Origin of the sequence: Pseudomonas sp. G166 (assembly GCF_037027455.2) — a bacterium.
GTDB lineage: Bacteria > Pseudomonadota > Gammaproteobacteria > Pseudomonadales > Pseudomonadaceae > Aquipseudomonas.
In genome coordinates this window covers 5,080,753-5,103,223 of the sequence record NZ_CP146985.1, presented here as the reverse complement: position 1 = coordinate 5,103,223, position 22,471 = coordinate 5,080,753, and the positions used below count along the sequence as shown (strand labels likewise).

18 protein-coding genes, 3 tRNA genes and 1 riboswitch are annotated in these 22,471 nt (G+C 60.3%); of the genes, 20 read left to right on the top strand and 1 reads right to left on the bottom strand.

Annotation, left to right across the window (positions count from 1 at the left end; genetic code table 11):
• The first annotated feature begins 336 nt into the window (after window positions 1-336).
• The 13 genes from acs to astE all read left to right on the top strand — a co-directional run bounded on the left by acs (window position 337) and on the right by astE (window position 15,304).
• Window positions 337-2,292 carry an acetate--CoA ligase gene (gene acs / locus SGN16_RS22490; protein WP_210640197.1) on the top strand — a complete coding sequence of 652 codons (1,956 nt, stop codon included), beginning with the start codon at window positions 337-339 and terminating at the stop codon, window positions 2,290-2,292.
• 604 nt (window positions 2,293-2,896) lie between these two features.
• Entirely contained in the window at window positions 2,897-3,670 is a 774-nt protein-coding gene (locus SGN16_RS22485) for an ABC transporter substrate-binding protein (protein ID WP_335943896.1), read from the top strand.
• Window positions 3,671-3,760: 90 nt separating this feature from the next.
• A complete protein-coding gene (locus SGN16_RS22480; RefSeq protein WP_134925476.1) occupies window positions 3,761-4,450 on the top strand; it encodes an ABC transporter permease in 690 nt (229 codons plus the stop codon).
• Window positions 4,447-5,145, top strand: coding sequence for an ABC transporter permease (locus SGN16_RS22475; protein WP_134925475.1), 699 nt, complete (start codon window positions 4,447-4,449; stop codon window positions 5,143-5,145). Before SGN16_RS22480 ends, SGN16_RS22475 begins: the two co-directional genes overlap by 4 nt.
• A 56-nt stretch (window positions 5,146-5,201) precedes the next feature.
• Window positions 5,202-5,966, top strand: a complete 765-nt coding sequence (locus SGN16_RS22470) for an ATP-binding cassette domain-containing protein (protein ID WP_109753908.1) — start codon at window positions 5,202-5,204, stop codon at window positions 5,964-5,966.
• Between the two features lie 113 nt (window positions 5,967-6,079).
• Entirely contained in the window at window positions 6,080-7,060 is a 981-nt protein-coding gene (locus SGN16_RS22465) for a GlxA family transcriptional regulator (protein ID WP_335943897.1), read from the top strand.
• 359 nt (window positions 7,061-7,419) lie between these two features.
• Window positions 7,420-8,640, top strand: coding sequence for an aspartate aminotransferase family protein (locus SGN16_RS22460; protein WP_210640187.1), 1,221 nt, complete (start codon window positions 7,420-7,422; stop codon window positions 8,638-8,640).
• Window positions 8,641-8,883: 243 nt separating this feature from the next.
• A complete protein-coding gene (gene aruF, locus SGN16_RS22455; protein WP_092201660.1) occupies window positions 8,884-9,903 on the top strand; it encodes an arginine/ornithine succinyltransferase subunit alpha in 1,020 nt (339 codons plus the stop codon).
• A 54-nt stretch (window positions 9,904-9,957) separates the two neighbouring features.
• Window positions 9,958-10,983: an arginine N-succinyltransferase gene (astA, locus tag SGN16_RS22450; protein WP_210640186.1), complete on the top strand. Its 1,026-nt coding sequence runs from the start codon at window positions 9,958-9,960 to the stop codon at window positions 10,981-10,983.
• Window positions 10,980-12,449, top strand: coding sequence for a succinylglutamate-semialdehyde dehydrogenase (gene astD, locus SGN16_RS22445; RefSeq protein WP_335943935.1), 1,470 nt, complete (start codon window positions 10,980-10,982; stop codon window positions 12,447-12,449). The genes astA and astD overlap by 4 nt, the downstream gene beginning before the upstream one ends.
• A 131-nt stretch (window positions 12,450-12,580) precedes the next feature.
• Window positions 12,581-13,927, top strand: a complete 1,347-nt coding sequence (astB, locus tag SGN16_RS22440) for an N-succinylarginine dihydrolase (protein ID WP_210640184.1) — start codon at window positions 12,581-12,583, stop codon at window positions 13,925-13,927.
• 69 nt (window positions 13,928-13,996) lie between these two features.
• Complete coding sequence (locus tag SGN16_RS22435) at window positions 13,997-14,284, top strand: hypothetical protein (RefSeq protein WP_003178862.1); 288 nt, start codon at window positions 13,997-13,999, stop codon at window positions 14,282-14,284.
• 12 nt (window positions 14,285-14,296) lie between these two features.
• Entirely contained in the window at window positions 14,297-15,304 is a 1,008-nt protein-coding gene (astE, locus tag SGN16_RS22430) for a succinylglutamate desuccinylase (RefSeq protein WP_210640182.1), read from the top strand.
• Between the two features lie 122 nt (window positions 15,305-15,426).
• Here astE and SGN16_RS22425 read toward each other — a convergent pair whose 3' ends face one another.
• A complete protein-coding gene (locus tag SGN16_RS22425) occupies window positions 15,427-15,936 on the bottom strand; it encodes a 6,7-dimethyl-8-ribityllumazine synthase (protein WP_339101817.1) in 510 nt (169 codons plus the stop codon).
• Between the two features lie 99 nt (window positions 15,937-16,035).
• Window positions 16,036-16,203, bottom strand: a riboswitch (FMN riboswitch).
• A gap of 264 nt (window positions 16,204-16,467) precedes the next feature.
• Here SGN16_RS22425 and ltaE point away from each other — a divergent pair.
• From ltaE to SGN16_RS22390, 7 genes are all read left to right on the top strand, one after another.
• On the top strand, window positions 16,468-17,472 hold the full coding sequence (gene ltaE / locus SGN16_RS22420) for a low-specificity L-threonine aldolase (protein ID WP_339101816.1): 1,005 nt from the start codon (window positions 16,468-16,470) through the stop codon (window positions 17,470-17,472).
• A 146-nt stretch (window positions 17,473-17,618) separates the two neighbouring features.
• Window positions 17,619-20,240 carry an alanine--tRNA ligase gene (gene alaS, locus SGN16_RS22415; protein WP_210640177.1) on the top strand — a complete coding sequence of 874 codons (2,622 nt, stop codon included), beginning with the start codon at window positions 17,619-17,621 and terminating at the stop codon, window positions 20,238-20,240.
• An 89-nt stretch (window positions 20,241-20,329) separates the two neighbouring features.
• Window positions 20,330-21,571: an aspartate kinase gene (locus SGN16_RS22410; protein ID WP_210640175.1), complete on the top strand. Its 1,242-nt coding sequence runs from the start codon at window positions 20,330-20,332 to the stop codon at window positions 21,569-21,571.
• Window positions 21,572-21,755: 184 nt separating this feature from the next.
• Window positions 21,756-21,944, top strand: coding sequence for a carbon storage regulator CsrA (gene csrA / locus SGN16_RS22405; protein WP_003178872.1), 189 nt, complete (start codon window positions 21,756-21,758; stop codon window positions 21,942-21,944).
• 62 nt (window positions 21,945-22,006) lie between these two features.
• A tRNA-Ser gene (locus tag SGN16_RS22400) sits at window positions 22,007-22,097 on the top strand.
• Between the two features lie 108 nt (window positions 22,098-22,205).
• Window positions 22,206-22,282, top strand: a tRNA-Arg gene (locus SGN16_RS22395).
• A 72-nt stretch (window positions 22,283-22,354) separates the two neighbouring features.
• A tRNA-Arg gene (locus tag SGN16_RS22390) sits at window positions 22,355-22,431 on the top strand.
• The last annotated feature ends 40 nt before the right edge of the window (window positions 22,432-22,471 follow it).

Sequence of the window (22,471 nt, the reverse complement as noted above, 5' to 3'; positions counted from 1 at the left end):
GGGGCTGTGTTGCGTTAATCGTGTTTGCCGGTTGGCGAGGTGAATTCTAGGAGGTGGCGTTAATCGCAAAAAGACCGGGTTTTGATAAACACTGTTGGTTGATCTGGTAATAATCGCTGCAGGTGGCGGGGGTTGTCTGTTGCATCTATGTTGGATTTGCCGCCGCCATCGCGAGCGAGCTCGCTCCCGCAGGAGAATGCCCGCAGGCAGGGCCTTGCACGTTAGTACCGACATTTTGTAGGGACTTGTTACTACCATCGTCGAATGGTTCTATAGGCCCGCCCCGGGCTACAACGGGACCATACAAAAACAACTATTGTCACCGAGGTAAGAAAGATGAGTGCGGCTTCTGTGTATCCCGTTCGTCCCGAGGTTGCGGCCAATACGCTGACTGACGAGGCGACCTACAAGGCGATGTACCAGCAGTCGGTGGTCAACCCGGACGGCTTCTGGCGCGAGCAGGCCAAGCGCCTGGACTGGATCAAGCCTTTCACCACGGTGAAGCAAACGTCCTTCGACGATCACCATGTCGATATCAAGTGGTTTGCCGATGGCACCTTGAACGTTTCCTACAACTGCCTCGACCGCCATCTGGCCGAGCGCGGTGATCAGGTTGCGATCATCTGGGAAGGCGACGACCCTGCCGAGAGCCGCAACATCACCTATCGTGAACTGCATGAGGAAGTCTGCAAGTTCGCCAACGCCTTGCGTGGCCAGGACGTGCATCGCGGCGACGTGGTGACGATCTACATGCCGATGATCCCCGAAGCCGTGGTCGCGATGCTGGCCTGTGCCCGGATCGGTGCGATCCACTCGGTGGTGTTCGGCGGTTTCTCGCCTGAAGCGCTGGCTGGTCGGATCATCGACTGCAAATCCAAAGTGGTGATCACTGCCGACGAAGGGGTTCGCGCCGGCAAGAAGATTCCGCTCAAGGCCAACGTCGATGACGCGTTGACCAACCCGGAAACCAGCAGCATCCAGAAAGTCATCGTGTGCAAGCGCACCGCTGGCAACATCAAGTGGAACCAGCACCGCGACATCTGGTACGAAGACCTGATGAAGGTGGCCGGCACCGTTTGCGCGCCGAAGGAAATGGGCGCCGAAGAAGCGCTGTTCATCCTCTACACCTCCGGTTCCACCGGCAAGCCCAAGGGCGTGCAGCACACCACGGCCGGCTATTTGCTGTATGCGGCGCTGACCCATGAGCGGGTGTTCGACTACAAGCCGGGCGAGGTCTATTGGTGCACCGCTGACGTGGGTTGGGTCACCGGCCACAGCTACATCGTCTACGGCCCGCTGGCCAACGGCGCGACCACGCTGCTGTTTGAAGGCGTGCCGAACTACCCGGATATCACTCGGGTGGCCAAGGTCGTCGACAAGCATAAGGTCAGCATCCTCTACACCGCGCCGACTGCCATCCGCGCGATGATGGCCTCGGGCACCGCCGCTGTCGAAGGCGCCGATGGCAGCAGCCTGCGCCTGTTGGGTTCGGTGGGCGAGCCGATCAATCCGGAAGCCTGGGACTGGTACTACAAGAACGTCGGCAAGGAACGTTGCCCGATCGTCGACACCTGGTGGCAGACCGAAACCGGTGGCGTGCTGATCAGCCCACTGCCGGGCGCCACGGCGTTGAAACCAGGCTCGGCCACCCGTCCATTCTTCGGTGTGGTGCCGGCGCTGGTGGATAACCTTGGCAACCTGATCGAAGGCCCGGCCGAAGGCAACCTGGTGATCCTCGATTCGTGGCCAGGCCAGGCGCGTACCCTGTACGGCGACCACGACCGTTTCGTCGACACCTACTTCAAGACCTTCAGCGGCATGTATTTCACCGGTGACGGTGCGCGTCGTGACGAGGACGGCTACTACTGGATCACCGGTCGGGTGGATGACGTGCTCAACGTGTCCGGTCACCGCATGGGCACCGCCGAGATCGAAAGCGCCATGGTCGCCCACCCGAAAGTCGCCGAAGCGGCGGTGGTAGGTGTGCCGCACGACATCAAGGGGCAGGGCATTTATGTCTATGTCACTCTCAATGCCGGCGAAGAAACCAGCGAGGCCTTGCGCCTGGAACTGAAGAACTGGGTGCGCAAGGAAATCGGTCCGATTGCTTCACCGGATGTTATCCAGTGGGCGCCAGGCTTGCCGAAAACCCGTTCCGGCAAGATCATGCGCCGCATCCTGCGTAAGATCGCCACGGCGGAGTACGACGGGTTGGGTGATATCTCCACCCTGGCCGATCCGAGTGTGGTGGCGCATCTGATCGAGACGCACAAGACCATGAACGTCGCCTGACGGTAGCCAGTAACACCGAAAGCCCCGCCGGGAATTTTCCAGGCGGGGCTTTTTTGTATCCGGCGCAGACCTTTGTGGCGAGGGGGGGGTATCCCCTCGCCACAGGTTTTGTGCATGGCTGACATCATCTACGAATAAATATCGATCTTCAAAGTCGGACGCTTCCGAACGTTACCCATGTTTCGAAATGTGTAACCAAAGGCGCCACAACGGGGCAACGGGAAACGCAAAGCCCCGTTTCAGGGCCTTTGCGCACCCCTCATAAAATAAGCCGACACGCTGTGCTTGCCGGATTAGAAGGGTTTGCGAATAATGGGCCCGCTATTTGCAGCATAGATCGGTTTCCCTTCTTTTGCTCTTGCATGAATTTGCGAAGCTGTCAATGAGCTCGAGCCGCTTTCTCGGTGCTTCTGTAATTTGTTGTCGCATTGAAGAAATATCGGCTTCGGGCCTGTCGTTAGAATGCCGATCACTCGCTCGTCGTGGCTCGCGTTGAATAAAGCGTGAGCTTCCTAGGACGCAGCACCAAAGTTCGTTTCACCCATTCGCATATTGGGCTGTTGCTCACTCTGCCGTTTTCGCCCTATACCGATGGAGTTCCAAGATGAAGAAACTTGTGCTGCTTGGCGCCCTGGCACTGTCCGTGCTGTCCCTGCCGACCTTCGCCGATGAAAAGCCTCTGAAGATCGGTATCGAAGCGGCCTACCCTCCGTTTGCCTCGAAAGCTCCGGATGGCAGCATCGTCGGTTTCGACTACGACATCGGCAATGCGCTGTGTGAAGAGATGAAGGTCAAGTGCGTGTGGGTCGAGCAGGAGTTCGACGGCCTGATCCCGGCACTCAAGGTGCGCAAGATCGACGCGATCCTGTCGTCCATGTCGATCACTGAAGATCGCAAGAAGTCTGTTGATTTCACCAACAAGTATTACAACACTCCGGCCCGCCTGGTCATGAAGGCGGGTACCCAGGTCAGCGACGGCCTGACCGAGCTCAAGGGCAAGAACATCGGCGTGCAGCGCGGTTCGATCCACGAGCGTTTCGCCCGTGAAGTCCTGGCCCCGCTGGGTGCCGAGATCAAGCCATACGGTTCGCAGAACGAGATCTACCTGGACGTGTCCGCCGGCCGTCTCGACGGCACCGTGGCCGACGCCACCCTGCTGGATGACGGCTTCCTCAAGACCGACGCCGGCAAGGGTTTTGCCTTCGTGGGCCCGGCCTTCACCGACGTCAAATACTTCGGTGATGGCGTAGGGATCGCGGTTCGCAAGGGTGATGCGCTGAAAGACAAGATCAACAGCGCGATCGCCGCTATTCGCCAGAACGGCAAATACAAGCAAATCCAGGACAAGTACTTCGCCTTCGATATCTACGGCCAGTAACAACGTCCCGCCACTCGTGCGAAATGGCGCAAGCAACAGGGTCTCTGCGGTTTGCGCCATTTTTTCATCCCACTTTCGAGGACCTGAATCATGTTGAAAGGCTACGGGGCTGTCATCCTCGATGGCGCATGGTTGACGCTTCAGCTCGCCTTGTCGTCCATGGCCCTGGCCATCGTCCTGGGGCTGATCGGTGTTGCCTTGCGCCTCTCGCCGGTGCGTTGGCTGGCGTGGCTGGGCGACCTGTATGCCACGGTCATTCGCGGCATTCCCGACCTGGTGCTGATCCTGCTGATTTTCTACGGCGGCCAGGACCTGCTCAATCGCGTGGCACCAATGCTCGGTTATGACGATTACATCGACCTGAACCCGCTGGCGGCCGGTATCGGTACCCTGGGCTTTATCTTCGGTGCGTATCTGTCGGAAACCTTTCGCGGCGCGTTCATGGCGATCCCCAAGGGGCAGGCCGAGGCGGGCATGGCGTACGGCATGAATGGCTTCCAGGTGTTTTTCCGGGTGTTGGTGCCGCAGATGATTCGCTTGGCCATCCCGGGCTTCACCAACAATTGGCTGGTGTTGACCAAGGCCACCGCGCTGATTTCGGTGGTGGGCCTGCAAGACATGATGTTCAAGGCCAAGCAGGCGGCGGATGCCACGCGCGAGCCTTTCACCTTCTTCCTGGCAGTGGCGGCGATGTACCTGGTGATCACCAGTGTCTCGTTGCTGGCATTGCGTCACCTTGAGAAGCGCTATTCGGTAGGCGTAAGGGCGGCTGATCTATGATCTTCGACTACAACGTCATCTATGAAGCCTTGCCGCTGTACTTCAGTGGCCTGCTGACCACTTTGAAGCTGCTGGCACTGTCGCTGTTCTTCGGTCTGCTGGCGGCGTTGCCCCTGGGGCTGATGCGCGTCTCGAAGCAGCCGCTCGTCAACATGACGGCGTGGCTCTACACCTACGTGATTCGCGGCACGCCGATGCTGGTGCAGCTGTTCTTGATCTATTACGGGTTGGCGCAGTTCGAGTTCGTGCGCGAGAGTTTCCTCTGGCCGTGGCTGTCCAGTGCGACCTTCTGTGCATGCCTGGCGTTCGCTATCAACACCAGTGCCTACACCGCCGAAATCATCGCCGGCAGCCTGCGGGCCACGCCTAACGGTGAGATCGAAGCGGCCAAGGCCATGGGTATGTCGCGCTATAAGTTGTATCGCCGGATCCTGCTGCCGTCGGCCTTGCGCCGGGCGCTGCCACAATACAGCAACGAAGTGATCATGATGCTGCAGACCACCAGCCTGGCGTCCATCGTGACCCTGATCGACATCACCGGTGCCGCGCGCACGGTGAATGCGCAGTACTACTTGCCGTTCGAGGCTTACATCACGGCCGGCGTTTTCTACCTGTGCCTGACCTTCATCCTGGTGCGCCTGTTCAAACTGGCCGAACGCCGCTGGCTGGGTTACCTGGCCCCGCGCAAGCACTGATAACGCATCGATCCGATCGACTGCTCAACGACTGACGTTTTGTGAGAACCGACCGCATGTACAAGCTTGAAGTCCAAGACCTGCATAAACGCTATGGCAGTCACGAAGTGCTCAAGGGCGTGTCCCTGAAAGCCGCCGCCGGCGATGTGATCAGCATCATCGGCTCCAGTGGCTCCGGCAAAAGTACCTTTCTGCGTTGCATCAACCTGCTTGAGCAACCCCACGCCGGCAAGATTCTGCTCAACAATGAAGAGCTGAAGCTGGTGGCCGGCAAGGATGGCGCCTTGAAGGCTGCGGACGCCAAGCAGCTGCAGCGCATGCGTTCGCGGCTGTCGATGGTGTTCCAGCATTTCAACCTGTGGTCCCACATGACCGCGCTGGAAAACATCATGGAAGCGCCGGTGCATGTGTTGGGCGTGGCCAAGGCCGAGGCTCGCGAAAAGGCCGAGTATTACTTGAACAAGGTTGGCGTGGCGCATCGCAAGGACGCTTATCCGGGCCATATGTCCGGCGGCGAACAGCAGCGCGTGGCGATTGCCCGGGCGCTGGCGGTGGAGCCAGAGGTGATGCTGTTCGACGAACCGACCTCGGCCCTTGACCCGGAGCTGGTGGGTGACGTGCTCAAAGTGATGCAGGCCCTGGCCCTGGAAGGCCGGACCATGGTGGTGGTGACCCACGAAATGGGCTTTGCCCGGGAAGTGTCGAACCAGTTGGTGTTCCTGCACAAAGGCCTCGTCGAAGAAAGCGGCAACCCGCGCGAAGTGCTGGTCAATCCGCAATCGGAGCGTCTGCAACAATTTCTTTCGGGCAGCCTCAAGTAATCGCTCCCGTTACGCACCTGATTTGGGTCATGCTGCGCACCGCGCGCCAGATGGTCTAATTTGGTTGCAGCCGCTTTTGGCTTTAACACTGTTTTCGCTTCGGATTGCCCGCCATGACTGCCCATCGAATTGGTTTCCTGATTTGGCCCAGCACTAAAGCCTTGACGCTGGCGCTGGCCGAGGAGGCCTTGCGTGTCGCTCAGCGGGTGCATCCGGACGTGGTCTACGAACTGTCGTTCTTGCAGGCCGAGCCGCCGGTCGACGGCGCCTGGCAACTGCCGGGCGAGCCTTGGGCCGGCAAGCTCGAGGGTTTCCAGAAGCTGTTCCTGCTGGCCGATGAGCCACCGACCGCGCTGGCCTCGTCTCTGAGCAGTGCCCTCAAGCAGCTGGTGCGTGCCGGTTGTGTGATCGGTGGTTTGTCCGCCGGGGTCTATCCCTTGGCCCAGCTGGGTTTGCTCGATGGTTACCGGGCCGCCGTGCATTGGCGCTGGCAGGACGACTTCTCCGAACGCTTCCCCAAGGTCATCGCCACCAGCCATCTGTTCGACTGGGACCGTGATCGCCTGAGCGCTTGCGGCGGCATGTCGGTGCTTGACCTGTTGCTGGCGGTGTTGGCGCGCGATCATGGCGCGGAACTGGCCGGTGCGGTGTCGGAAGAGTTGGTGGTCGAGCGCATCCGTGAGGGTGGCGAGCGCCAGCGTATCCCGCTGCAGAATCGTCTCGGCTCCAGCCATCCGAAGCTCACCCAGGCCGTGTTGCTGATGGAAGCCAACATCGAAGAGCCGCTGACCACCGATGAAATCGCCCAGCATGTGTGCGTGTCCCGTCGGCAATTGGAGCGGATCTTCAAGCAATACCTCAACCGCGTGCCGAGCCAGTACTACCTGGAACTGCGCCTGAACAAGGCCCGGCAGATGCTGATGCAGACCAGTAAGTCCATCATCCAGATCGGTCTGTCCTGCGGTTTCTCCTCGGGGCCACACTTCTCCAGCGCCTACCGCAACTTCTTCGGCGCCACGCCGCGGGAAGATCGGAACCAGCGGCGCAGCAGCAGCCCGTTCGAATTGTCGTCGGTGCCGTCCGAGCGCGGCTAGGCGGCAAGACTGCGGATAGGGCAGTCAGCACAAAAAAATTGTGGGGGCGAGCTTGCTCGCGATGGCGGTGTATCAGCCACCTACTTTGTAGCTGACCCACTGCTATCGCGAGCAAGCTCGCTCCCACAGGTGTTTTTTGCCTGGCAGCGGAAATGTGGATGCAGGTCCCTCAAATCCCTTGGCAACGTTTAAACTGCGCCTTTGCGACGCTATTTGTCGCATTGCCGTAAACCCGCGAAAAACGTGGGTTGGCGCTATAAGAAGTTGTCGCTTGGCGGCAAGGCCGGGCTGAAAACTGTCCTTACAATCCTCACCAAGCCCGCCAGTTTCAGGCGGGTGTTCCTTTTCAGGAGACTCCGATGTCCGTTGAGCAAGCTGCGGTACAACGCGCCGATTTCGACCAGGTTATGGTTCCCAACTATGCACCTGCTGCCTTCATCCCGGTGCGTGGCGCCGGTTCCCGCGTATGGGACCAGTCCGGCCGCGAGTTGATCGACTTTGCCGGCGGTATTGCAGTCAACGTACTGGGCCACACCCACCCGGTGCTGGTCGCAGCCTTGACCGAGCAGGCCAACAAGCTGTGGCATGTGTCCAACGTATTTACCAACGAACCGGCCCTGCGCCTGGCCCATAAGCTGGTCAACGCAACCTTTGCCGAGCGCGCGTTTTTCTGCAACTCCGGCGCTGAAGCCAACGAGGCCGCCTTCAAGCTGGCCCGTCGTGTCGCGTTCGATCGTTTCGGCAGCGAAAAATACGAAATCATCGCTGCGCTCAACAGCTTCCACGGCCGCACCCTGTTCACCGTCAATGTCGGTGGGCAGTCGAAGTACTCCGACGGTTTCGGTCCTAAAATTACCGGCATCACCCACGTTCCTTACAACGACCTGGCGGCTTTGAAAGCGGCTATCTCGGACAAGACCTGCGCCGTGGTGCTGGAGCCGATCCAGGGTGAGGGCGGCGTGCTGCCGGCCGAGCAGGCTTACCTGCAAGGTGCCCGCGACCTGTGCGATGCCCATGACGCGCTGCTGGTGTTCGACGAAGTGCAGACGGGCATGGGCCGAAGCGGCCACCTGTTCGCCTACATGCATTACGGCGTGGTCCCGGACATCCTCACCAGTGCCAAGAGCCTGGGCGGTGGTTTCCCGATCGCGGCGATGCTCACCACCGAAGCGCTGGCCAAGCATCTGGTCGTCGGCACTCACGGCACGACGTATGGCGGCAACCCGCTGGCCTGCGCGGTGGCCGAAGCGGTGATCGATGTGGTCAATACCCCTGAGGTGCTTGCTGGTGTCAAAGCCAAGCATCACAAGTTCAAGGTTCGCCTGGAGCAGATCGGCGAGAAGTACGGCCTGTTCACCCAGGTGCGTGGTCTGGGCCTGTTGATCGGTTGCGTGCTGAACGATGCCTGGAAAGGCAAGGCCAAGGACATTTTCAACGCCGCCGAACAGGAAGGCCTGATGATTCTGCAAGCCGGCCCGGACGTGATTCGTTTCGCCCCGAGCCTGGTGGTGGAAGACGCCGATATCGATGCCGGCCTGGACCGCTTCGAGCGGGCTGCGGCGAAGCTGACGCAAGCCTGATGCTCTAAAGGCTGAACCGGATTCCTGTGGGAGCGCGCTTGCTCGCGATGGCGCCGGTTCAGCTTGCACTGAGGTTGAATGTACCGCTGCTATCGCGAGCAAGCTCGCTCCCACAGGGGCCTTGCAGTGACTGAAAAATCGAATACCGCCGCAGATGCAATGCGAGCTTGTGTGTTCGTTTAGTTTTTTCCTGTGTATCGACCCGACGGTCGAACCGTTTATTTCAAGTTAAGGAGTGACACCATGCTGGTGATGCGCCCCGCGCAAATGGCTGATCTGGGCGAGGTACAGCGTCTGGCTGCGGACAGTCCGATCGGTGTCACTTCCTTGCCGGATGACGTGGAACGCCTGAGCGACAAGATCGCAGCAAGCGAAGCTTCGTTTGCTGCCGAAGTCAGCTTCAATGGTGAAGAAAGCTATTTCTTTGTCCTCGAGGACACTGCGACCGGCAAGCTGGCAGGCTGTTCGGCCATCGTCGCTTCGGCCGGCTATTCCGAACCGTTCTACAGCTTTCGTAACGAGACCTTCGTCCACGCCTCCCGTGAGCTGAAGATCCACAACAAGATCCACGTGCTCTCCCAATGTCACGACCTGACCGGCAACAGCCTGTTGACCAGTTTCTATGTGGTGCCCGAGTTGGTCGGCTCGCCATGGTCGGAACTCAATTCCCGCGGGCGCTTGCTGTTCGTCGCCAGCCATCCGGAGCGGTTTGCCGATTCGGTGGTGACCGAGATCGTCGGCTACAGCGATGAGAATGGCGACTCGCCGTTCTGGGATGCCATCGGTCGCAATTTCTTCGACCTCAATTACGCCGCCGCCGAGCGCCTGTGCGGGCTGAAAAGCCGCACCTTCCTCGCCGAGCTGATGCCCCATTACCCGATCTATGTGCCGTTGTTGCCGGACGCCGCCCAGGAAGCCATGGGCCAGGTTCATCCGCGGGCGCAGATCACCTTCGACATCCTGATGCGCGAGGGTTTCGAGACCGATCATTACATCGACATCTTTGACGGTGGCCCGACCTTGCATGCCCGTGTCTCGGGGATCCGCTCGATTGCCCAGAGCCGCGTGGTGCCGGTCAAGATCGGCGAACCGGTCAAGGGCGTTGGCCGGCAATACCTGGTGGCCAATGCTCAGTTGCAGGATTACCGCGCCGTGCTGCTCGAGCTCGACTACGCGCCGGGCAAGCCTGTGACATTGGACATGGAAGCGGCCGAGGCCTTGGGCGTTGGTGAAGGTGCCAGCGTGCGCCTGGTGGCGGTTTAACGCCTTACAGCTGAGTTTCGCGGGTGGCGCAAGCGGCCCGTTTGAGGAGATAGCATGATCGTTCGTCCCGTACGCAGCAGCGATTTACCCGCTCTGATCGCCCTGGCCCGCAGCACTGGCACTGGCTTGACCACCTTGCCGGCCAACGAAGAGCGCCTGGCCCATCGGGTCGGCTGGGCCGAGAAGACCTTTCGCGGCGAAGCCGGGCGCGGTGACGCGGACTACCTGTTCGTGCTCGAAGACGACGACGGTCGGGTGGTCGGTATTTCCGCCATTGCGGGCGCCGTGGGGCTGCGTGAGCCCTGGTACAACTTCCGGGTCGGCCTGACGGTCAGCGCCTCCCAGGAACTGAATATCTACCGGGAAATTCCGACGCTGTTTTTGGCCAACGACCTGACTGGCAATTCCGAGCTGTGCTCGCTGTTCCTGCACGCCGACTTCCGTACCGGCCTCAATGGCCGGATGCTGGCCAAGGCGCGGCTGTTGTTCATTGCCGAATTTCCACAATTGTTCGGCAACAAGATCATCGCCGAGATGCGCGGCATGTCTGACGACAACGGTCGTTCGCCGTTCTGGGAAAGCCTGGGCCGACACTTCTTCAAGATGGAATTCAGTCAGGCCGATTACCTGACCGGCGTGGGCAACAAGGCGTTCATCGCCGAGCTGATGCCCAAGTTTCCGCTGTACACGTGCTTTCTGTCTGAAGATGCCCGGGCCGTGATCGGCCAGGTTCACCCAGACACCGAGCCCGCGCTGTCGATGCTCAAGAGCGAAGGCTTCAGCTACCAGGGTTACGTCGACATCTTCGACGCCGGCCCGGCGGTGGAATGTGAAACCGGCAAGATCCGCGCGGTTCGCGACAGCCAGGCGCTGGTCCTGGCCATCGGCACGCCGGGCGATGATGCCACGCCGTTCCTGATTCATAACCGCAAGCGCGAAGACTGCCGCATTACCGCCGCACCGGCGCGCCTCGCTGCGGGCACCCTGGTGGTCGACCCGCTGACCGCCAAACGTCTTCAACTCAACGCTGGCGATCAGGTGCGTGCCGTCGCGTTGTCTGCTGCTCGGGAGTCGAAATAATGAATTCGCTGTACATCGCAGGAAGTTGGCTGGAAGGCCAGGGCGACGTATTTGAGTCGTTGAACCCGGTGACCCAGCAGGTGCTGTGGTCTGGCAAGGGGGCCACGGCCGCGCAGGTGGAATCGGCGGTGCAGGCGGCGCGCCAGGCCTTCCCGGACTGGGCCCGGCGTTCTCTGGACGAGCGCATCCAGGTGCTGGAAGCCTTTGCCGCGAGCCTGAAAAAACACGCTGACGAACTGGCCCATTGCATCGGTGAGGAAACCGGCAAGCCGTTGTGGGAAGCGGCCACCGAAGTCACCAGCATGGTCAACAAGGTCGCTATCTCGGTGCAGAGCTATCGCGAGCGTACCGGCGAAAAGAGTGGCCCCCTGGGCGACGCCACCGCCGTGCTGCGCCACAAGCCTCACGGTGTGGTCGCAGTGTTTGGGCCCTACAACTTCCCCGGCCACTTGCCCAACGGGCACATTGTCCCAGCCCTGCTGGCCGGCAATTGCGTGCTGTTCAAACCCAGCGAGCTGACGCCGAAAGTCGCCGAGTTGACGGTCAAGTGCTGGGTCGAGGCCGGTCTGCCGGCGGGCGTGCTGAACCTGCTGCAAGGGGCGCGGGAAACCGGTATCGCCCTGGCGGCCAACCCGGGCATCGACGGGCTGTTTTTCACCGGCTCCAGTCGCACCGGCAATCTGTTGCATCAACAGTTTTCCGGTCGTCCGGACAAGATCCTGGCGCTGGAAATGGGCGGTAACAACCCGTTGGTGGTGGATGAGGTGGCCGATGTCGACGCGGCGGTCTACACCATCATTCAGTCCGCCTTCATTTCCGCCGGCCAGCGTTGCACCTGTGCGCGCCGCCTGCTGGTACCGGAAGGCGCGTGGGGCGATGCCTTGCTGGCGCGCCTGGTGGCGGTCAGCTCGACCATCGAGGTTGGAGCCTTCGACCAGCAACCGGCGCCGTTCATGGGCTCGGTGATTTCCCTGGGCGCCGCGAAAGCCTTGATGGATGCGCAAGACCATTTGCTCGGCCTGGGTGCCGTGCCGCTGTTGGCAATGACCCAACCCCAGGCCCAGGCGGCCTTGCTGACGCCGGGTATCCTGGACGTGACAGCGGTGGCCGAACGTCCTGACGAGGAGCTGTTCGGGCCGTTGCTGCAGGTGATTCGCTACACGGATTTCCCAGCGGCGATCGCCGAGGCCAACAATACTCAATATGGCCTGGCCGCCGGGTTGCTGTCGGACTCCCAGACGCGTTACCAGCAGTTTTGGCTGGAGAGCCGTGCCGGTATCGTCAACTGGAACAAACAGCTGACGGGGGCTGCCAGCAGCGCACCGTTCGGCGGTGTCGGCGCTTCGGGCAACCATCGCGCCAGCGCTTATTACGCGGCGGATTATTGCGCCTACCCGGTGGCTTCCCTGGAAACCCCGAGCCTTGTCATGCCGGCTGCCCTGACCCCTGGCGTGAGAATGGTGTGAGCCCCAATCGCGAGCAAGCTCGCTCCCACGGGGTTTTGCGCAATCCTTTGTGGGAGCGAGCTTGCTCGCGATGGCCGCACCGCAGTTGTTATTGATGCCTATAAAAAACAGATTCTCGTGGAGCCTCGCTGATGAAATCCTATGAAGTCAACTTTGACGGTCTAGTGGGGCCGACCCATAACTACGGCGGGCTCTCGTACGGCAACGTCGCGTCCCAGAGCAACAGCCAGCAGTCCTCCAACCCCAAGGAAGCGGCGTTGCAGGGCCTGGCAAAAATGAAAGCGCTGATGGACATGGGTTTCCAGCAAGGGGTGCTGGCGCCACAGGAGCGCCCGGACGTAGCAGCCCTGCGTCGGTTGGGCTTTGCCGGCAGCGATGCGCAGGTGATTCAGCAGGCCGCGAAAGAAGCGATGCCGCTGCTGGTCGCCAGTTGCTCGGCCTCCAGCATGTGGGTGGCCAACGCCGCGACCGTCAGCCCGAGCGCCGACACCGCTGACGGTCGCGTGCATTTCACTGCCGCCAACCTGAACTGCAAATACCACCGCAGCATCGAACACCCGACCACCAGCCGCGTGCTGGGAGCGATGTTTGCTGACCAGCAGCACTTCGCCCATCACGCCGCCTTGCCGGCAGTGGCGCAGTTCGGCGACGAAGGCGCGGCTAACCATACCCGTTTCTGTCGCGCCTACGGCGAGGCCGGCGTGGAGTTTTTCGTATTCGGCCGCAGTGCCTTTGACACCCGTTACCCCGCACCGCAGAAATACCCGGCGCGCCAGACCCTGGAAGCCTCCCAGGCTGTCGCGCGTCTGCATGGGCTGAGGGAGGAGGGCGTGGTGTATGCCCAGCAAAACCCGTCGGTGATCGATCAGGGCGTGTTCCACAACGACGTGATCGCGGTGGGCAACGGCGAAGTGTTGTTCTACCACGAGGATGCGTTCCTCGAGACCGACAAGATGCTGGCCGAGTTGAGCCGCAAACTCGCCAAGGTCGGTGGGAAATTCCAGTCGGTGTGTGTGCCACGTTCAGCGGTGACTGTCGATGACGCCGTGCGCTCCTACCTGTTCAATAGCCAGCTGCTGTCGCGTCCCGACGGCTCGATGCTGTTGATCGTGCCGGAAGAGTGCCGCAGCAACGAACGCGTCTGGCAATACCTGCAAGGCCTGACGGGCGCTGGCGGGGTGATTCGCGAGGTCAAGGTCTTCGATCTCAAGCAAAGCATGCAGAACGGTGGCGGCCCAGCCTGCCTGAGGTTACGCGTGGCCCTCAATGAAACCGAGCTGGCGGCCGTCAACCCAGGGGTTATCATGACCGCGCCGTTGTACGATTCGCTGACCCAATGGGTTGAGCGACACTACCGCGACCGCATGACCGAAAACGATCTGGCAGACCCGCAGTTACTGCTCGAATGCCGTGCGGCTCTGGATGAACTGACACAAATCCTTAAACTTGGCGCGGTTTATCCTTTCCAGATCAATTGAAAGCGCGCGCGACCTGACTACAGTCAAAGCAGGGCGCGTTGCCTTATCCCCAGACGAGAACGTTAAAACATGAGCGATACTCTGCAACTGATCCTTGAAGACACCGACGGCACCCAACTGGAAACCTCCTGCACTCGCGTTGCGGTGATGTGGCAAGGCAAGGAATTGTGGATCCAGCAGGACGGCCGCGGCCAGTTGCTGATCGGCGTCGATGTCGAGGAAGGGGATGAGGAATACGCCAACCTGTTGTTGCGTCCATTGGCGACCAACCTGGTCAGCCTGCAACTGGAAATGGAACCGGCGGACGTCGGCGACGATGACCATGTCCATGGCCCGGATTGCGGCCACGACCATTAAGGAAACCGCGCTATGCTCGCCCTCGGCAAACTGCTTGAACTGACCCTCGCCGGCCGTGAACCGGCGGAGAAGACTCAACTGACTGTCGAAGGCGTACGGATGCGCTGGTTGAGCGAGGGCGCGCTGGAGGTCAAGCCGCCCGAAGCCCGGGATAACGGCTTGGACCTGCTGCTGTCGGCCGGTATCCACGGCAACGAAACCGCGCCCATCGAATTGCTCGACCGTCTACTGCATGACATTGCCCGAGGCCATTTGAAACCGCGGGCACGCATTCTGTTTTTGTTCGGCAACCCCGAGGCCATCCGACGCGGTGAGCGTTTTGTCGAACAGGACGTCAATCGGCTGTTCAACGGCCGCCATGAACTGAGCGGCGGCGCCGAGGCGTTGCGGGCTTGCGAACTGGAGCGACTGGCCGCGAGTTTCTTCAGTCGGCCAGAACGCAGCCGTTTGCATTACGACCTGCACACCGCTATTCGCGGTTCGAAGATCGAGCAGTTCGCCTTGTACCCGTGGAAGGAAGGTCGCCAGCACTCACGCCGTGAGCTGGCGCGCCTGCGTGCTGCGGGCATGGAAGCGGTGTTGCTGCAGAACAAGCCGTCCATTGTGTTCAGTGCCTACACCTACGATCAGCTCGGTGCCGAATCCTTCACCCTGGAACTGGGCAAGGCCCGGCCGTTCGGGCAGAACGACGGCGTCAACGTCAGCCTGCTGGAAACCCGCCTGCAACGGATCATCGAAGGCAACGAGCCTGAGCTGGATGAAGGGCTCGATGGCTTGCAGCTATTCAGCGTGGCGCGGGAAATCATCAAGCACAGCGACAGCTTCCGCTTGAACCTGCCGGCGGACGTCGAGAATTTCTCGGAACTGGGCAAAGGCTATGTGCTGGCCGAAGACATCGCCCAGACGCGTTGGGTGATCGAAGAGGAGGGGGCTCGGATCATCTTCCCCAACCCCAAGGTCAAGAATGGCTTGCGGGCCGGCATCCTGATCGTGCCGGCGACAGACGAAAATCTGATCTGAAGTCCCTACAAAACCAATGTGGGAGCGAGCTTGCTCGCGATAGCGGTGTATCAGTCAATCCTTAAAGTGACTGACACTCCACTATCGCGAGCAAGCTCGCTCCCACAGGTTTTTTGCAACTTTTAGACTGCTACCGCCCGCTGCTCACTACGCCGCAACGCCCGGGTCTTGTGCAACGTATCGGCACAGGTCTTCGCTGCTTCCTGGCCCTTGTGCACGAAATGCTCGAAGAAGAACTTCTGGTGCTCTTCCCCGGCATGGAAGTGATGCGGCGTAAGCACGACCGAGAATACCGGCACTTCGGTTTCCAGTTGAACCTGCATCAGGCCGCTGATCACCGATTGGGCGACGAACTCGTGACGGTAGATGCCGCCATCCACCACCAGGCCGGCGGCGACGATGCCAGCGTAACGGCCTGACTTGGCCAGCAGCTTGGCGTGCAGCGGGATCTCGAAGGCGCCGCCGACTTCGAAGAAGTCGATGTCGCTTTCCTGATAACCCTGGACGATCATTTCGGCGACGAAGCCCTTACGGCTCTGGTCGACGATTTCCTTGTGCCAGCAGGCCTGGATGAACGCGACGCGCTCGCCCGGATGAATTTTGCTTTTGCTGTCGATTGCAGTGGGTTGCATGTTCTGGTTCCTGTTTGTGTGAAAAACAGGGCGTCATGAATCGAAGGGGATTCGAGGGTACGCGCGCGCAGATAGCCGCAGACGGCCCTTGGGTGCCAATCCCGTTCTCTCTTCATCCGGACTATGACCGTCGGCCCCGGAATCACACCGGGTCTGCTGACCTTGCCGCTACACCGTGAAAACCATGTATCGCCAAGCGCTCGCGGGCTATGCACGTTGCGTGCAATTACCGCCGGTGGGGAATTACACCCCGCCCTGAGAACGTTTTTGCCGCCATGGTTTGTGGCAGCGGAGGATTTTTAACACATAACCCCTTGTGGGAGCGAGCCTGCTCGCGAGAGCGGAGTGTCAGTCGCCGTCGATGCTGCCTGGAATTCCGCTATCGCGAGCAGGCTCGCTCCCACAGGTGTTTCGAATAATCTGTTGGCTCGTGTGTCTTTTCCCTCCACTGGTCTTGATTATTTCACGCCATGCCCGCAGTAATTGCCCTTCGAAAGGGATTTCCCGCCACCTGAACCCGAGGCCAGAATCATGAGTGTTATCGATCTTCGCAGCGACACGGTCACCCAGCCCTCCGCCGGCATGCTCGATGCCATGGCCAGTGCGCCGACCGGCGACGATGTGTATGGCGAAGACCCTACCGTCAATCGACTCGAAGCCGAACTGGCCGAGCGCCTGGGGTTCGCGGCGGCGCTGTTCGTGCCGACGGGCACCATGAGCAACCTGCTGGGGTTGATGGCCCATTGCGAGCGCGGCGATGAATACATCGTCGGCCAGCAGGCCCACACCTATAAGTACGAAGGCGGCGGTGCAGCTGTGCTTGGTTCGATCCAGCCTCAGCCCCTTGAGGTGCAAGCGGACGGCTCCCTGGACCTGGTGCAAGTCGCTGCGGCGATCAAACCCGATGATTTCCATTTTGCCCGCACCCGCTTGCTGGCCCTGGAAAACACTATGCAGGGCAAGGTCCTGCCGCTGGATTACCTGGCTAGGGCCCGGCAGTTCACCCGGGAGCATGGCCTGGCCCTGCACCTGGACGGCGCGCGGCTGTACAACGCTGCGGTCAAGTTGAATGTCGATGCTCGGGAGATCACGCAATATTTCGATTCAGTATCGGTGTGTCTGTCCAAAGGCCTTGGCGCGCCCATTGGCTCGGTCCTGTGCGGTAGCGTCGAGTTGATCGGCAAGGCGCGTCGGCTGCGCAAGATGGTCGGCGGCGGTATGCGCCAGGCCGGGATCCTCGCGGCGGCGGGGCTGTATGCCCTGGAGCACCAGGTCCAGCGCTTGGCCGAGGACCACGCCAATGCCCAGCGCCTGGCCGAGGGCTTGCGGGCAGCGGGTTACGAGGTCGAGCCGGTGCAGACCAACATGGTCTACGTGCAAATGGGCGAGCGGGCCGAGGCGATCAAGACCTTTGCCGCTGAACGTGACGTCAAGCTCAGTGCCGCACCACGCCTGCGCATGGTGACGCACATGGACGTGGACAGGGCGCAAATCGACCAAGTGATCGCCACTTTCGTCGATTTTTCCCGCCACTGACCCGTCAAGCGCGCCAATTGAGCGTTTCTATCGCATAAACACGCTGTACCCCGCGCGAAGGGCCGATATAATGCGGCCCTTTGCCGTTGCTTCGTCTGTTGACGTTTTGCACAGGCCTTTGGCCGCAGCCTCCGTGGAAGAACCTAATGAAAAGCGCAGAAATCCGTGAAGCCTTCCTTCGCTTCTTCGAAGAGCAAGGCCACACCCGAGTAGCCTCCAGCTCTTTGATTCCGGGCAACGACCCGACCCTGCTGTTCACCAACGCGGGGATGAACCAGTTCAAGGACTGCTTCCTGGGCCAGGAAAAACGTGCCTACACCCGTGCGGTAAGCAGCCAGAAATGCGTGCGCGCCGGCGGCAAGCACAACGACCTGGAAAACGTCGGCTATACCGCTCGTCACCACACCTTCTTCGAAATGCTGGGTAACTTCAGCTTTGGTGATTATTTCAAGCGCGACGCCATTACCTTCGCCTGGACCTTCCTGACCTCCGACAAGTGGCTGAACCTGCCCAAGGAGAAGCTTTGGGTAACGGTCTACGCCACCGATGACGAAGCCTATGACATCTGGACCAAAGAGGTCGGTGTCCCGGCAGAGCGCATGGTGCGCATTGGCGACAACAAAGGCGCGCCTTACGCTTCCGATAACTTCTGGACCATGGGCGACACCGGCCCGTGCGGCCCGTGCACCGAGATTTTCTACGATCACGGCGCTGACATCTGGGGCGGCCCACCCGGCTCGCCGGAAGAAGACGGCGACCGCTACATCGAGATCTGGAACAACGTGTTCATGCAGTTCAACCGCACCGCCGATGGCGTGTTGCATCCGTTGCCAGCGCCGTCGGTCGATACCGGCATGGGCCTGGAGCGGATCAGTGCGGTGTTGCAGCACGTCCATTCCAACTACGAAATCGACCTGTTCCAGAGCCTGCTGAGCGCTTCGGCCAAGGCCATCGGTTGCACCAACGACAACCAGGCTTCGCTGAAAGTCGTGGCCGACCACATCCGCTCCTGCGGTTTCCTGATTGCCGACGGTGTGTTGCCGTCCAACGAGGGTCGCGGCTATGTGCTGCGTCGGATCATCCGCCGCGCCTGCCGTCACGGCAACAAACTGGGCGCCAAGGGCAGCTTCTTCTATCAGATCGTCGCGGCGCTGGTGGCCGAGATGGGCGAAGCCTTCCCGGAGCTCAAGTCCCAGCAGGCGCACATCGAGCGTGTGCTCAAGGCTGAAGAAGAGCAATTCGCCAAGACCCTGGAGCAAGGCCTGAAGATCCTCGAGCAGGACCTGGCCGAACTCAAGGGCAACGTGGTTCCGGGCGATGTGGTGTTCAAGTTGTACGACACCTACGGTTTCCCGATGGACCTGACCGGCGACATCGCCCGCGAACGCAACCTGACCCTCGATGAGGAAGGTTTCGAGCGTGAGATGGAAGCCCAGCGGGTGCGTGCGCGTTCCGCCAGCTCCTTCGGCATGGACTACAACAGCCTGGTCAAGGTTGACGTGGCCACCGAGTTCACCGGCTATGCCGGCACCACCGGTTCGGCCAAGATCGTGGCTATCTATAAAGACGGGCAGTCGGTCGACATCCTGAGCGAAGGCCAGGAAGGCGTGATCGTGCTGGACAAGACGCCGTTCTACGCCGAATCCGGCGGCCAGATCGGCGACAGCGGTTACTTGCAGGCCGGCAACTCGCGTTTCGACGTGCGTGACACCACCAAGACCGGCGGCGCGTTCCTGCATCACGGTGTGCTGGCTTCGGGCAGCCTGATGATCGCAGCCCCAGTGGCCGCTCATGTCGATGCCGACGTTCGTCACGCCACGTCGCTGAACCACTCCGCCACGCACTTGCTGCACGCCGCATTGCGCCAGGTGCTGGGTGATCACGTCCAGCAGAAGGGCTCGTTGGTCGACAGTCAGCGCCTGCGCTTTGACTTCAGCCATTTCGAAGCCATCAAGCCTGAGCAACTCAAGGCGCTGGAAGACATCGTCAATGCCGAGATTCGCAAGAACTCTCCGGTAGAAACCGAAGAAACCGACATCGAGACCGCCAAGCGCAAAGGTGCGATGGCGTTGTTCGGCGAGAAGTACGGCGACAGCGTACGTGTACTGAGCATGGGCGACTTCTCTGTTGAACTGTGCGGTGGCATCCACGCCAATCGGACCGGCGACATCGGCCTGATGAAAATCATCAGCGAAGGCGGCGTGGCGTCCGGCGTGCGCCGCATCGAGGCGGTCACCGGCGCTGCGGCCCTGGCGTACCTCAACGCGGCTGAAGAACAACTCAAGGAAGCGGCGAGCCTGATCAAGGGCAGCCGTGAGAACCTGATCGACAAGCTGTCGGCTGTGCTGGAGCGCAACCGCCTGCTGGAAAAGCAACTCGAGCAGTTGCAAGCCAAGGCTGCCAGCGCCGCAGGCGACGATCTGTCGGCCCAGGCCGTGGATGTCAAGGGCGTGAAAGTACTGGCCGTGCGTCTCGACGGCCAGGATGGCAAGGCCCTGCTGGGGCTGGTCGATCAGTTGAAGAACAAACTCGGTCGCGCAGTGATCCTGCTCGGCAGTGTCCATGAGGAAAAGGTCGTTCTCGTCGCAGGCGTGACCAAAGACCTGACTGGCCAACTCAAAGCCGGTGATTTGATGAAGCAGGCCGCTGCGGCAGTGGGCGGCAAGGGCGGTGGTCGTCCGGACATGGCGCAAGGCGGCGGTACCGACGTCGGCGCACTGGATGCGGCACTGGCCCAGACCGTTGCATTTGTAGAGCAGGGTATTTAAGGCAGCGCTCCGGGCTCGCGGTCTAGTAGCGTGCCCGGCCGTTGTTGAGTGATTATTGGGCGCCCTTCACGGGCAGAGGCGGCTTTGAAATGGCTTTGATCGTACAGAAATTTGGAGGCACCTCGGTCGGCACTGTCGAGAGAATCGAACAGGTCGCCGACAAGGTTAAGAAATTCCGTGATGCGGGCGATGACCTGGTGGTTGTGCTGTCGGCAATGAGCGGCGAGACCAACCGTCTGATCGATCTGGCCAAGCAAATCAGCGGCGATCAGCAACCGGTTCCCCGTGAACTGGACGTGATCGTTTCCACTGGCGAGCAGGTGACCATCGCCTTGCTGGCCATGGCGCTGATCAAGCGTGGCGTGCCGGCAGTGTCCTATACCGGCAATCAGGTTCGTATCCTGACAGACAGCGCGCACAACAAAGCGCGTATTCTGCAAATCGACGATCAGAAAATTCGCGGCGACCTGAAGGCTGGCCGCGTTGTGGTTGTCGCCGGTTTCCAGGGCGTGGACGAGCACGGCAACATTACCACCCTCGGCCGTGGCGGTTCCGACACTACCGGCGTGGCACTGGCGGCGGCCCTCAAGGCTGACGAGTGCCAGATCTACACCGATGTGGATGGTGTCTACACCACTGACCCACGGGTAGTGCCTGTGGCTCAGCGCCTGGACAAGATCACCTTTGAAGAAATGCTGGAAATGGCCAGTCTCGGTTCCAAGGTGTTGCAGATCCGGGCGGTCGAATTCGCCGGCAAGTACAACGTTCCGCTGCGCGTTCTGCACAGCTTCAAAGAGGGTCCGGGCACCCTCATTACTATTGATGAAGAGGAATCCATGGAACAGCCGATCATTTCCGGCATCGCTTTCAACCGCGATGAAGCCAAGCTGACCATCCGTGGCGTGCCAGACACCCCCGGCGTGGCGTTCAAGATTCTCGGCCCGATCAGCGCCGCGAACATCGAAGTCGACATGATCGTGCAGAACGTCGCGCACGATAACACCACCGACTTCACCTTCACCGTGCACCGCAACGACTACCAGGCTGCTGAAGCCGTATTGAAAAAGACCGCCAGCGAGATCGGTGCCCGGGAAGTGGTCGGGGACACCAAGATCGCCAAGGTTTCGATCGTCGGTGTCGGCATGCGCTCCCACGCAGGCGTGGCCAGCCGCATGTTCGAATCCCTGGCCAAGGAAAGCATCAACATCCAGATGATCTCTACCTCGGAAATCAAGGTTTCCGTGGTGATCGAAGAGAAGTACCTGGAACTGGCCGTGCGCGCCCTGCACACGGCTTTCGAACTCGACGCTGCCGCCCGACAGGGCGAGTAAGGCGTTGCCTTGAGGGCGCGGCTTGACCGCGCCCTTTGTTTTTCTGAATGGCGCGTTCCAAAACTGTTCTTTTGCGCGCGCTGGTCAATACTAGGCCTATAGGCTGCGACCGTTTCGGTTGTCGGTCCAATGCCTTTTTTTTGCAGACTGTTGTCCCTTTACTGAATTGTGTGAGGAGAAAGGTATGCTGATTCTGACTCGTCGGTGTGCGGAAAGCCTGATTATTGGTGATGGCGAGATCACCGTGACCGTGCTCGGCGTCAAAGGAAACCAAGTGCGTATTGGCGTCAACGCCCCGAAAGAGGTCGCTGTGCACCGGGAGGAAATTTACCTGCGTATCAAGAAAGAGAAGGACGACGAACCAAGCCATTAATTTTTATCGATTTTTATGTTTGCAAACGGGGATGAAGGTGGTTAATATACGCCCCGTGTTGCGGAGAGCTGGCCGAGTGGCCGAAGGCGCTCCCCTGCTAAGGGAGTACACCTCAAAAGGGTGTCGGGGGTTCGAATCCCCCGTTCTCCGCCATTATTTATTTAGTGCGACGCAATCTGGCTTCTTCGGTAAGTTGTTGAAATTACTGGAAAAAAGCGCTTTACAGAAAGATTCGACGACCTATAATGCGCGGCAACAAATGCACTCGTAGCTCAGCTGGATAGAGTACTCGGCTACGAACCGAGCGGTCACAGGTTCGAATCCTGTCGAGTGCACCATTTAAGAGTTGTTTGCAGCAATGCAAATAACTTGGCTTCAACCAGTTGTGATCTGGTATAAAACCACAACTTGCACTCGTAGCTCAGCTGGATAGAGTACTCGGCTACGAACCGAGCGGTCACAGGTTCGAATCCTGTCGAGTGCACCAAACACCAAAAAGCCCGCGTTAAACGCGGGCTTTTTGCTGT